This window comes from Massilia paldalensis (genome assembly GCF_044901715.1).
In the GTDB taxonomy this organism is placed as follows: domain Bacteria; phylum Pseudomonadota; class Gammaproteobacteria; order Burkholderiales; family Burkholderiaceae_D; genus Telluria; species Telluria paldalensis.
Genome location: NZ_JBJCIU010000003.1, coordinates 619183 through 631517, shown reverse-complemented (window position 1 = coordinate 631517; position 12335 = coordinate 619183). Strand labels below are relative to the sequence as shown.

Sequence of the window (12335 nt, the reverse complement as noted above, 5' to 3'; positions counted from 1 at the left end):
CAAAAGAGCCAAAGCCGCATACCCCACCTTCCGGCGGGGGTCTGCGCGCTTTGACTCCGGCGCGGAGCGCTGTTGCCAGCGCCCTTTGCATATGTATTACTTGAGCTCGGCCTTGGCGCCAGCTTCTTCCAGCTTCTTCTTGGCGGCTTCAGCGTCAGCTTTCGGCAGGGCTTCCTTGACGGTCTTCGGTGCGCCGTCGACCAGGTCCTTGGCTTCTTTCAGGCCCAGACCGGTGATTTCGCGGACGGCCTTGATGACGCCGACCTTGTTCGCGCCGACTTCAGCCAGCACGACGTTGAATTCGGTCTGCTCTTCAGCAGCAGCTGCGCCGCCGCCGGCTGCGCCGCCAGCTGCCGGTGCTGCCATTGCAGCTGCCGACACGCCGAACTTCTCTTCGAAAGCCTTGACCAGGTCGTTCAGTTCCATGACCGACATTGCGCCAACTGCGTCCAGGAACTCTTCTTTGCTAATTGCCATTTGAAACTCCAGATATTTAGTATGAGGTTAATGCTTGACCAAAAAGGGGGAAATTATTCTGCTGCTGCGGCTTCTGCCGGAGCTGCGGAACCTTCGCCTTTTTGTGCTGCAACTGCAGCCAGAACACGTGCAAAGCCGGAAACCGGTGCCTGCATGACGCCCAGCAGCTGGGCGATGAGGACTTCGCGGCTCGGGATGCTTGCCAGGGCGGTAACGCCGGCGACATCCAGATTCTTGCCAGCGTAGTTACCGCCCTTCACCACCAACTTGTCGTTGGTCTTGGAGAAGTCAGCGAGAACCTTGGCGGCTGCGACGGCGTCGTCCGAGATCGAGTAGATCAGCGGGCCAACCATCGAGTCTGCCAGCGAGGCGAACTGGGTGCCTTCCACAGCGCGACGTGCCAGCGTGTTCTTCAGAACACGCAGGTACACACCCTGCGAACGAGCATTTGCACGGAGTTTCGTCAGAGCACTAACCTGGATGCCACGGTATTCGGCGACGACGATCGTTTGCGCAGTTGCTACTTTTGCGGAAACTTCTTCGACGACGACCTTTTTGTCATTCAGATTAAGACCCACGGTCAATCTCCTTAAATGATGCGAGGAACATTCCCCACACCGGTTCGAACACGGCGTCCGAAGTTAAGAAGTACGACAAAGCATCGACTACAAAACTTGTTCGGGTTCGCCATCTGCGTTGGGTTGTCTTTTAACCTCCTGCCTGCCTGCTGCATTCGGCCCAACGGTCTTTGATTGCCTGGCGGGTTGCCCCGCCAGCCCAAAGATCTGCCCTGCGATGTTCTGCAGGGGCTTAATTCTTTAAAACTTGGATCCCCGCCTTCGCGGGGACGACGATACTACCGTCGCTTAAGCAGCCAGGGTGCCGTGGTCGACACGGACGCCAGCGCCCATGGTCGACGAGATGGCGACCTTGCGCAGGTAGATACCCTTCGACGAAGCCGGCTTGGCTTTGTTCAGGGCGTCGATCAGCGCGACCAGGTTGCTCTTCAGCTGTTCGTCCGAGAACGACTTACGGCCGATGGTGGCGTGGATGATACCTGCCTTGTCGGTACGGTACTGGACCTGACCGGCCTTGGCGTTCTTGACGGCGCCAGCCACGTCCGGGGTCACGGTGCCGACCTTCGGGTTCGGCATCAGGCCGCGCGGGCCCAGGATCTGACCCAGGGTACCGACGATACGCATGGTGTCCGGCGAAGCGATCACGATGTCGAACGGCATGTCGCCGGCCTTGACGCGCTCTGCCAGGTCTTCCATACCGACGATGTCGGCGCCGGCGGCTTTAGCCTGCTCGGCCTTCTCGCCCTGGGCGAAGACGGCGACGCGCACTTCCTTGCCGGTACCGGCCGGCAGAACCACGGAACCACGAACGACCTGGTCCGACTTCTTCGGGTCCACGCCCAGCTGAACGGCGACGTCGATCGACTCGTTGAACTTGGCGGTGGCGAATTCCTTGACGATTGCGACGGCGTTGTCGAAAGCGTAGACCTTGTTGCGGTCGACTTTGGCTTTCATTTCCTTGACGCGTTTGGACAGCTTAGCCATTAGATACCCTCCACCGTGATGCCCATCGAACGAGCCGAGCCGGCGATGACGCGCACAGCGGCGTCCAGGTCGGCAGCGGTCAGGTCCGGCTGTTTGGTTTTTGCGATTTCTTCAGCCTGGGCGCGGGTCAGCGTGCCGACCTTGTCGGTATGCGGCTTGGCCGAACCCTTGGTGACGCCCGAGTACTTCTTGATCAGGTAGGTTGCCGGCGGGGTCTTCATCTCGAAGGTGAAGGACTTGTCCGCGAAGGCGGTGATCACCACCGGAATCGGCATACCCGGCTCCATGCCTTGGGTCTTGGCGTTGAACGCCTTGCAGAATTCCATGATGTTCAGACCGCGCTGACCCAGGGCCGGGCCGATCGGGGGGGACGGGTTTGCTTTACCAGCCGGCACTTGCAGCTTGATAAAACCGACGATTTTCTTTGCCATGTTGTGGCTCCTTGTCGATTGTTGAGTAGTAGCGCCCCGCGCTTGCTACTCTGCGGCGGGGCTCCTCTTACCGGATTCCGCCTAGCTGCTGCGACGCTCCGATTCGGCGTTTTAGACTTTCTCTACCTGCCCGAACTCCAGCTCCACCGGAGTTGCGCGGCCGAAGATGGTGACAGTGACACGCACCTTCGATTTTTCGTAGTTGACTTCTTCGACGTTGCCGTTGAAGTCGGTGAACGGGCCTTCCTTGATCCGGACTTGCTCGCCCACTTCGTACAGGACTTTCGGACGCGGCTTTTCGACGCCTTCCTGGACCTGCTGCATGATCTTGTCGATCTCGCGCGCCGGGATCGGCGTCGGCTTGTTGCTCTTGCCGCCGATGAAGCCGGTGACTTTCGGCGTGTTCTTCACGAGGTGCCAGGTCTCGTCGGTCATTTCCATCTCGACCAGCACATAACCCGGGAAGAAGCGACGCTCGGTGACCGATTTGCTGCCGTTCTTGACTTCCACCACTTCTTCGGTCGGCACCAGGATGCGGCCGAACTGTTCTTGCATGCCGCCGCGTTCGATGCGGTCGGTCAGGCCACGCATCACGCTCTTTTCCATGCCCGAGTAGACATGCACGACGTACCAGCGCTTGTTGCTGACCGGGACGCTCAGCGGTGCACCAGCGTCTTGTGCCGGGACGTCGCCCGGCACGTTATCTTGCTGCACGTTTTCGCTCATTATTGTTTCCACCCCAGGATCACGTCGTACATCAGGAATTCCAGAATCTTGTCCGTGCCCCACAGGAAAATCGCCATCACCAGCACGAAGCCGAACACCACGAGGGTGATCTGGGTCGCTTCTTTACGGGTGGGCCAAACAACCTTCTTCGTTTCGCGCACCGACTCTTTGGCGAAGCCCAGGAAGTCGCGGCCGGTAGTCGAAGTCCACAAGAGCAGCACGGCAATAGCCAAACCAGCCACGAGTGCGCCTGCGCACATGAGGGCTGGTTTATTCTGGCCTTTCAGGTAAAAGAACCCGACCACGCCTGCAATCGTAGCAACCACTGCCAGTGCAACCTTGAACTTGTCGTTCGAGGTGCTGACGGTTTGCACGGATTGATTAGACATACTTATTTTACTTTCGGGTGCCTGTGGCACCGAATTCGGTGGCAGGGGAGGAGGGAATCGAACCCGCGACCTTCGGTTTTGGAGACCGACGCTCTGCCAATTGAGCTACTCCCCTACGAAAACTTCTCGTTGAATCGAGCATTATACACGACTTGAATACGTCGTGCAACACTCTGGGTTGGGCGGAACAGAAACGTTCCGCCCGGTGTGCTGCTAATTACTACTGATCAGGCGATTAGGCCAGGATCTTGGCGACCACGCCGGCGCCGACGGTACGGCCACCTTCGCGGATTGCGAAGCGCAGACCTTCTTCCATCGCGATCGGAGCGATCAGCTTGACGGTGATCGACACGTTGTCGCCCGGCATGACCATTTCTTTGTCGGCCGGCAGCTCGATCGAGCCGGTCACGTCAGTCGTACGGAAGTAGAACTGCGGACGGTAGTTGTTGAAGAACGGGGTGTGACGGCCGCCTTCGTCTTTCGACAGGACGTACACTTCGCCGGTGAAGTTGGTGTGCGGCTTGATCGAGCCCGGCTTGGCCAGGACTTGACCACGCTGGACGTCTTCACGCTTGGTACCGCGCAGCAGCAGGCCGACGTTGTCGCCAGCTTGACCCTGGTCCAGCAGCTTGCGGAACATTTCCACGCCGGTGCAGGTGGTCTTGACGGTGTCGACGATACCGACGATTTCGATCTCTTCGCCGACCTTGATGACGCCGCGCTCGACACGACCGGTCACCACGGTACCGCGGCCCGAGATCGAGAACACGTCTTCCACCGGCATCAGGAAGGCGCCGTCAACGGCACGTTCCGGGGTCGGGATGTACGAATCCAGTGCTTCGGCCAGACGGATGATGCAGTCTTCGCCCATTTCGCCAGCTTGGCCTTCCAGGGCCATACGTGCCGAACCCTTGATGATCGGCAGGTCGTCGCCCGGGAACTCGTACTTCGACAGGAGCTCGCGCACTTCCATTTCGACCAGTTCCAGCAGTTCTGCGTCGTCGACCAGGTCGCACTTGTTCAGGAACACGATGATGTACGGAACGCCAACCTGACGCGCCAGCAGGATGTGCTCGCGGGTCTGCGGCATCGGGCCGTCAGCGGCCGAGCACACCAGGATCGCGCCGTCCATCTGGGCAGCACCGGTAATCATGTTCTTGATGTAGTCGGCGTGGCCCGGGCAGTCGACGTGCGCGTAGTGACGGTTCGCGGTTTCGTATTCGACGTGCGCGGTGTTGATGGTGATGCCGCGTGCTTTTTCTTCCGGAGCCGCATCGATCTGGTCGTATGCCTTGGCTTCGCCGCCGAACTTCTTCGACAGAACGGTTGCGATTGCAGCCGTCAGGGTGGTTTTGCCGTGGTCAACGTGACCGATGGTGCCGACGTTGACGTGCGGCTTGGTCCGTTCGAATTTTTCCTTAGCCATTCTAGACTCCTAAGATCCTAACAATATTTGAAAAGTACCAGGCACACCTGACGGTCGAGTACTGCGACTGCCGTACAAAATTCTGGTGCCCTTGACGTGGATTGAACACGTGGCCTCTCCCTTACCAAGGGAGTGCTCTACCACTGAGCTACAAGGGCTTATTTTTGCGATACATGAACTGCACCGCATTGAAACTGGAGCGGGTGAAGGGAATCGAACCCTCGTCATAAGCTTGGAAGGCTTCAGCTCTACCATTGAGCTACACCCGCACGAGGTACAACAACAACAGAACTACATTCGATTCAACTTCACGATCCACGCATTTGGTGGTGGGGGCTGGATTCGAACCAGCGTACTCAGAGAGGGCAGATTTACAGTCTGCTGCCTTTAACCACTCGGCCACCCCACCGCGAAGAACCGCAGAGTATGAAGAACAAACAATCTTCTGTCAACTACTTCCGTTAGCAAACTGATCTAACGCACAGAGTGTCGTTGCTTCGGGGCGTGATTGTAGCGATCCAATTCCAACTCCGCAAGGGTTGTTTATGCGGAAAAGATCGAAAGTTGCTCGGTAACGGAATTTAGGCGCCGCGCGCCTGAAAAAACCCAGGGCAAGGCGCAGCGTCGACGACAGTAATCGAGTACGGCCACACGATGCAACGCAGCCATGGGCGTTCGTCAGACACCCGGCGCGCATCCGAGTGCCGTGAGAACCTGCACTTTCAAGGCCTTGATCAATGCCGTCTCGTCCGGCGGAATGCCTTCCGGCGCCTCGACCGTGCGGTCGGCATAGAACATGCCGAGCTGGGCCTTGCCGACGACGAGGGGCAGCACGACGAAGCTGGCCGCATCCGGCAGCAGGATGCGGTGCCAGGCCGGCAGCAGGTCGTGGATCCTGGGCGCGTGCGCATCCGTGATCACGAGGTCGGCATCGTTGGCCAGCGCCAGGTGGAAGATGTCGCGCGCCCCGCCGGGGACGGCGGAAGGGAAGGCGAAGCCGTCCTGGATGCCCTTGTCCTCCAGGCCGAACGAGGCGCGCGCCCGGAACTGGCCCGTGCGCACGTCCTTCAATACCAGCGCGGCAAAGCGGAAGCCCAGCGCCTGGTGCAGCGTTTCCAGTACGGCCAGCATGATCTCGTTGGCCTTGCGCTCGCCGCAGGCGCGCATCTGGGTCACGTCCTGCACGCCGGCCAGCAGCAGTTCGGCCGCGTTGCGGGGCTTGCCGCTGGGGTGCACGCCCTGCTCTTCCGCTTCGCCGGCGCCGAGCGTGGCCAGCAGCAGGACGTTGGGCAAGCCTTCCGGCTCCTTGCCGTCTCGCCGCTCCAGGCGCGGCACCGGCTGCAGGCCCATGCTCTGCAGCAGTCCCGCCAGGGACGAGGCCACCGTCTCGAACAGCGCCTCCAGGCACGCGGCATCCAGGCCCAGCGCGATGCCGTAGCGCTCCAGCAGCCCCTGCGCCTCGGGCGTGCCGGCCGGATCGTGGGTGCGGCCCAGCAGGCGCGCGACGTCCAGGGAGAAGGCGGCCACCTGGCGCATCCACTCCTCGCGTTCCAGCGCCACGGGCAGCACGCCGTCCGGCGGCGGCGCCTGGACGCGCGCCATCGCCGCCGGCATCTGCCAGGCATCCAGCACCGCTTCGGACAAGGCCTCGTAGCCGCAGCCGAGGATCATGCGCGCGGCCTGGCCCGGCGTGTGCTCGCCGGCGGCGGCCAGCGCCTGGACCTCCAGATAACGTTCGTTCTCGTGGACGGCCACGAGCAGCGGCCCCAGGTTCTTGAACAGCGCGGCGAACGCGGCCTCTTCCGCGGCCGGCCAGCTGCTGGCGTGACCCAGCTCGCCGCCGACGAGGCTGGCGCATAGCGCCGCTTCCAGTTCGACGCGCACGCGGCGCGCATGGGGATCGTCCGCCGGCGCCGCGGCCAGTCCATCGACCAGCAGCATCGCCAGCGCCGTCGTCTTGACGTTGTCGAAGCCGAGCAGGGTGATGGCGCGCGAGATCGTCGTCACGGCCATGCCGGAGGCAGTCCGGTAGCGGACCGTGTTCACGAGGCGCAGGATGCGCTTCGTCAGCGCGGCGTCGGACAGCACGTAGCGGGTCAGGTCCTGGGTGCCGCGGTCGTCCGACGATGCCATGCCGACCACGCGCGCCATCGCGGCGCCCAGCGCAGCCATCTCCGGACTGCCGGCGACCTTGCGCAGCAGGGCGGCGCGCACGCGGCGCGGGTCGGCTGCCGATTCGGTGGAAGGCGAGACGCTCATGCGACGATGTTACCCGCTCTGGACCGCGCCATTCGCCGGCGCGGGGCGCGGCCCCTTGTGCTTGTTGTATTTCTTGAGGATCTGCTGGTGCAGGCCGGCCAGCGCCGGCAGCTTCGGGTTGACGGGATCGAGGCGGCGCATGCCGGCAATGTAGCCGGCCGCCTGCTGGTTCAGCTTCTCGTCCCAGCCGTCGGCTTCGAGGCATTTCAGCGTGGCCAGCGCGGCATTGAACACCACCTGCGGATTGTCGGGCAGCTTGATCGCCGCTTCCTGCATCAGCGCCACGGCGCCCTTGAAGTCCCCGCTCTTGGCGCGCGCGGCGCCGCCGGCGACGAGGTCGACCACCTGCTGGCGGCTTTCCGATGCCAGCTGCCTGGCGCGCTCGCCCTGGCCGGCCTGCTCGAACACGGCCATCGCCCTGGCCATGGCGGCGCCGTCGCGGGCATTGCGCATGACTTCGCGCACCACCTCGTCCGCGCCCTCCTGCCTGCCGTTGTCGATGCACACGCGCGCCAGTTCCAGCTTCAGTTCGGGACGCAGTTCCGGCGCCTCGCGGTTGCCGGCCAGCGCGGCGCCTAGCGCCTCGCCCAGGCGCGCCTCGTTGCCCGTGTACTCGTGCACCATGCTGGAGGCGATGGCGCTGCACAGCGGCGTGTTCTTCTGGAAGGCCATCGACTTGTCGAGGTCACGGATCACGGACGCGGCCTGCACCGGATCGCCCTTGCGGATCAGCGTCTGCACCAGGCGCACGTGGTCTTGCGGATCGCGGAACTCGGAGTACTTGGCCTTGGTGACCACCTGCTTGAGGATTTTCTCGGCGGTGTCGTGGTCGCCCGCCTCGAGCGCCGTCTCGCCCAGCTTGCGCAGCCTTCGCACGGCGTGCGGGGAAACGGCCACGGCCTCCGTCAGCACCTCCTGCGCGCGGCCCAGCTCGCCGATCGCCTCGTGGGTGCGCGCCAGCCAGTCGTAGGCGTCGACGAAGTTCTTGTTGCTGTCGACGAGCTCCTCGAGCATCTCGCGCGACTCGATGAAGCGTTCGCGCAGGAACAGCGTCTTGGCCAGGCCCAGCCGCGCCCAGGCGATCGCCCGGGTATCGGCCAGTTGCCGGTAGATGGGCTCGGCCTGCTCCGGCTCGCCCAGGAACATGTGCAGTTCCGCGCGCAGGCGCAGGAAGTCGACCAGGTAGCGCGGATGCTTCGCTTCGCCGTGCAGGCAGGCGTCGATCGCCTCGCGCTGGCTGCCCTCTTCCATCAGCGTGTACACGGGCAGCAGCGCATTGCGCCGCTCCAGGCCGCGCGCGATGCGCTCGAGCAGGCGGTCGGCCGTGAACGGTTTCAGGATGTAGTCGGTGGGGCCGAGCTCGGCGGCGCTGACGACCTTGCCGTAGTCGCCCTCGGCGGTGACCATGAAGAACATGGTCGACAGCGGCATCAGCTTGTGGTGGCGCACGTCCTCGAGCAATTGCTGGCCGTCCTGGCCGCCTTCGAGCGCGTATTCGCACAGGATCAGGTCGTAAGACTTCAGCCCCAGGTGCTTGACGGCCTGGTTGGAACTGGCCGCGTGGTCGACCTTGGTCAGGCCGCACAGGGTCAACATATTGTGGATCGTCGCCCGCATGCCGGCCTGCGGTTCGATGATCATGGCGCTGAGGCCTTCGAGTTCGTTCATATCCCCGGTTTTCCCGTGTTCTGCGCAGCGCCGTCGGCGTTTCTTTACGGAAGTATATTACGTCAAGGGAATAAATTACTTGAATTTACGGCCAGCGACCGACTTGCGCCGACCCGAAAAACCACAGATTTGCGCGCAAGGGCGACGCTCAGGCGTCGGGCTGGTGCGCGGCGGCCTGGCGCAGCTGGGCGCGGCGGCCATTGACGCATTCGGGGCGGCCGCCGCCGATCAGGATGTTCTGGTAGCGCACTTCGTACTTGCCGGCCGAGAGCTTGTCGACCAGGAACTTGGCGCGTCCCAGCACATAGGCGTGGCGCACGTTGGAGCGGCGGTCCAGGTCGTAGATCTTGACCAGCACGGGAGAGGGATTTTCGCTGTTGTCGACCAGGACCTGCATTTCATCGCCCTGGTTACCGACCGGGAAACCGTCGACGTAGCCGGACTGGGCCGGCCACGGCTCGCCCGTCGGCGATACCTGGCTCTGCAGGTCCGTGTCGCAATCGGGCGCGCGTGCCGGCACCACCAGCTGGGTCACGGCCAGGGCCTTGACCTCGGGCGGCGTGTCGCTCTGGCCCGCCGGACGGGCCCAGCCGTCGCCGCTGGCATCGCTGCCGAGCGGATCGGTGGGAGAATTCGCATGCGCGTGGGACTGCGGCTTGGCCCAGGCCAGCGCGCTCGGCAGCGACCTGGGCGGATCGACGAGCACCACTGCCAGCGCCGCGCCCGCCGCGAAGAAGGCCAGCATGCCGCCCCACCAGCGCGGCTCGCGCAGGAAACGCAGGCGGGAAGGGGCCGGCACCTGGCGCGGTTCCCAGTGGGCATCGCCGCGCGCCTTGTCGCGTCCTTCCTCGCCGCCCTCGAGCCACTCGACTTCCCATTCCTCGGACGCGATCCATTCGTCGTGCTCCTTGCGGCGCACGGGATCGGACAGGATGTTGTAGGCGGTATTGACGATGGCCATGACGCGCGCGGCGCGCTCGTCACCCGGGTTCTTGTCCGGGTGGTATTTCTGACTCAATGCCTTGTAGGCCGCGCGAATGACTTCCTGGGGCGCATGGCGCGACACCTTCAGGTTGTCATAGTGGGTATGGATCTTGGCCATGGGTCGGAGTCTTTGTAACGAAGCGCCACGCACGAACGCCCGCCAAATGGGGGCGCGGGCTGGATTATTACTTGCTTGATCTTAGCCGCTCAATATTAGCTGCTCAATATTAGCGCATTACCCCCGGACGGCAGAGCCATGCACCGTGCAGGCCTGCGGCAGCACAGCATAGCCGGGTTTGTATCCGTAGCGCAAGATGTCAAAAATTCTACAACCGGTAGCTGCGATCGGCGCGCACGATTGCCGGGTCGGCCTCGATGCCATGGCCCACGACCAGTACCTTGAACAGCTCGCCCATTTCGGCCGGCGACACGAGTTTCTGCACCGCCTTCGACTGCGGCAGGTAGCGCAGTGCGTCTTCCGGATCCGTCTCCAGCAGCAGCTCGCCGATGCCGCAGGCCAGCAGGAAGGCGGCCTGGTTCATGTAGCCGAGCACGTCCAGCCCCGCATCCTGGGCCGCCAGCGCCATCGCCGTGAAGTCGATGTGGGCCGTGATGTCCTGCAGGCCGGGCAGGAAGAAGGGATCGGGGTGGGCGTGGTGGCGGTAGTGGCACATCAGCGTGCCGCCGGTGCGCTCGTCGAAATAGTATTCGCGGTTCGGGAAACCGTAGTCGAGCAGGATGGCGGCGCCCTTGCCGCCCTTGCCGCCCTCGCCGCCCTTGAACATCTGCGCCAGCGAGCGCATGAAGCCGGCGGCGACGGGGTGGACCTCGGTCAGGTAGCCGTCCTGCAGCGTATCGGCATCGGGGATCTGGGCGCGGATCTGTTCCCGCAGCGCGGCGTCCGGCTCCCCCTGCACGAAGGCGAAGCGGCCGTCCTCGACCGTGACGAGCTGGCGCCGCCACTGCCCGCCTTCCTTGACGACCAGCTCGACGGGCATCGCATCGAGCACTTCGTTGGCCAGCACGGCGCCGCGGAAGCCCTCGGGAAAGCCGTTGAGCCAGCGCACCTGGGGGAAATCCTTCAGCGCTTCCTGCTGGCGCGCGCGCAGTTCCCCGGACAGTTCGATGATCGTGTAGCTGTCGACCTGCACGCCCAGTTGCGCCAGCGTGGCCAGCACGTCGCGCGCCAGGCGGCCGGTGCCGGCGCCGAATTCGATGATGTTGGGGCCACTTTGCGCCATAATAGCGGCGGCCGCGCGCGCCAGCGTGGCGCCGAACAGGCTGCTGATCTCGGGCGCGGTGGTGAAATCGCCGTCCTGCCCCAGCTTGGCGGCGCCGCCGCTGTAGTAACCCAGGTCGGGCGCATACAGCGCCAGTTCCATGAAACGCGAGAACGGGATCGCGCCGCCTTGTTCGGCGATCTCGGCAGCGATGAGACGCTGCAGGGCTTGGGACGCGGCCAGCGCGTCGCTGTTCGGCAAAGGAAGTGACATCCGGTCATTGTAGCGAACATCGCCACGGACCAACAACGGCGGCCTCCCGGCCCCTCCATACCAGCATGCTGACAACGAATTCGAACGAACGCGCGAACGAAGGCGCGAACGAAGACGGAGCGAACGCTTCCCCCCCATCGACCGCGGCGCCGGCAGGCGTCGCCCTGGTCACGGGCGCCGGCCGCCGCATCGGGCGGGCGATCGCGCTCGGCATGGCGGAACAAGGCTGGGACATCGCCGTCCACTACCGCCACTCCGCCGCGGAAGCGGAAGAGGCCGTGCACGCGATCCGCGCCATGGGCCGGCGCGCCGTGGCGCTGCACGCGGACCTGGCCGACGAGGCCGCGGTGCGCGCCCTGCCCGGCCAGGTACTGCACCTGCTGGGCCGCCTGGATTGCATCGTCAACAACGCCTCGTTGTTCGAATACGACAAGCCGGACGCTTTTTCGCCGGCCCTGCTGGCGACCCACATGCAGTGCAATGTGGCGGCGCCCCTGCTGCTGGCGCAGGAACTGCACCGCCTGGTACCGGATGGCGGACAGGCGGCCGTCATCAACCTGCTGGACCAGAAACTGTACAATCTCAACCCGGATTTTTTGTCCTATACGTTGTCCAAGGCGGCGCTGCACACGGCGACCACGATGCTGGCCCAGGCGCTGGCGCCGAAGCTGCGCGTGATCGGCGTCGCGCCCGGCATCACGCTGGTGTCCGGCGACCAGAGCCAGGCCGGCTTCGAAGAGGCCCATACGGCGACGCCGCTGGGCCGCTCGTCGATGCCGCAGGACATCGTCGACGCCGTGCTGTACGCGGCACGGGCGCGCGCGCTGACCGGCACCACGCTGCTGGTCGACGGCGGCCAGCACCTGGTGCCGCTGGGCCGCGACGTGATGTTCCTGACCGATCACTAACCATTACTACCA

The 12335-nt window shown here is 63.9% G+C and carries 12 protein-coding genes and 4 tRNA genes; 1 reads left to right on the top strand and 15 read right to left on the bottom strand.

The features are described 5' to 3' along the window. Positions 1-96: 96 nt before the first annotated feature. From rplL to ACI1V7_RS17510, 15 genes are all read right to left on the bottom strand, one after another. Positions 97-477, bottom strand: coding sequence for a 50S ribosomal protein L7/L12 (rplL, locus tag ACI1V7_RS17580; protein ID WP_314547798.1), 381 nt, complete (start codon positions 475-477; stop codon positions 97-99). 53 nt (positions 478-530) lie between these two features. Continuing rightward, positions 531-1055 (bottom strand): 50S ribosomal protein L10, encoded by a 525-nt coding sequence (gene rplJ / locus ACI1V7_RS17575; protein ID WP_404533083.1) that lies wholly within the window; start codon positions 1053-1055, stop codon positions 531-533. Positions 1056-1343: 288 nt separating this feature from the next. Beyond that, entirely contained in the window at positions 1344-2039 is a 696-nt protein-coding gene (rplA, locus tag ACI1V7_RS17570) for a 50S ribosomal protein L1 (RefSeq protein WP_290415126.1), read from the bottom strand. Next, on the bottom strand, positions 2039-2470 hold the full coding sequence (gene rplK, locus ACI1V7_RS17565) for a 50S ribosomal protein L11 (RefSeq protein WP_290415125.1): 432 nt from the start codon (positions 2468-2470) through the stop codon (positions 2039-2041). Before rplK ends, rplA begins: the two co-directional genes overlap by 1 nt. Positions 2471-2581: 111 nt before the next feature. Further along, entirely contained in the window at positions 2582-3196 is a 615-nt protein-coding gene (gene nusG / locus ACI1V7_RS17560; RefSeq protein WP_404533082.1) for a transcription termination/antitermination protein NusG, read from the bottom strand. Continuing rightward, on the bottom strand, positions 3196-3585 hold the full coding sequence (gene secE / locus ACI1V7_RS17555; RefSeq protein WP_404533081.1) for a preprotein translocase subunit SecE: 390 nt from the start codon (positions 3583-3585) through the stop codon (positions 3196-3198). The genes nusG and secE overlap by 1 nt, the downstream gene beginning before the upstream one ends. A gap of 39 nt (positions 3586-3624) precedes the next feature. After that, a tRNA-Trp gene (locus ACI1V7_RS17550) sits at positions 3625-3700 on the bottom strand. Positions 3701-3820: 120 nt separating this feature from the next. Beyond that, positions 3821-5011 (bottom strand): elongation factor Tu, encoded by a 1191-nt coding sequence (tuf, locus tag ACI1V7_RS17545; protein WP_404533080.1) that lies wholly within the window; start codon positions 5009-5011, stop codon positions 3821-3823. Between the two features lie 83 nt (positions 5012-5094). Then, positions 5095-5169, bottom strand: a tRNA-Thr gene (locus ACI1V7_RS17540). 37 nt (positions 5170-5206) lie between these two features. Then, positions 5207-5280 (bottom strand) — tRNA-Gly (locus ACI1V7_RS17535). A 55-nt stretch (positions 5281-5335) separates the two neighbouring features. Then, positions 5336-5420 (bottom strand) — tRNA-Tyr (locus ACI1V7_RS17530). Positions 5421-5689: 269 nt separating this feature from the next. Beyond that, complete coding sequence (locus ACI1V7_RS17525) at positions 5690-7270, bottom strand: HDOD domain-containing protein (RefSeq protein ID WP_404533079.1); 1581 nt, start codon at positions 7268-7270, stop codon at positions 5690-5692. 9 nt (positions 7271-7279) lie between these two features. Further along, entirely contained in the window at positions 7280-8938 is a 1659-nt protein-coding gene (locus tag ACI1V7_RS17520; protein WP_404533078.1) for a response regulator, read from the bottom strand. 148 nt (positions 8939-9086) lie between these two features. Further along, positions 9087-10040, bottom strand: coding sequence for a J domain-containing protein (locus tag ACI1V7_RS17515; protein ID WP_404533077.1), 954 nt, complete (start codon positions 10038-10040; stop codon positions 9087-9089). Between the two features lie 208 nt (positions 10041-10248). Then, positions 10249-11415: a class I SAM-dependent methyltransferase gene (locus tag ACI1V7_RS17510; RefSeq protein WP_404533076.1), complete on the bottom strand. Its 1167-nt coding sequence runs from the start codon at positions 11413-11415 to the stop codon at positions 10249-10251. A gap of 65 nt (positions 11416-11480) precedes the next feature. On the opposite strand from ACI1V7_RS17510, the gene ACI1V7_RS17505 reads away from it, so the two are divergent. Then, positions 11481-12323 carry an SDR family oxidoreductase gene (locus ACI1V7_RS17505; protein ID WP_404533075.1) on the top strand — a complete coding sequence of 281 codons (843 nt, stop codon included), beginning with the start codon at positions 11481-11483 and terminating at the stop codon, positions 12321-12323. The last annotated feature ends 12 nt before the right edge of the window (positions 12324-12335 follow it).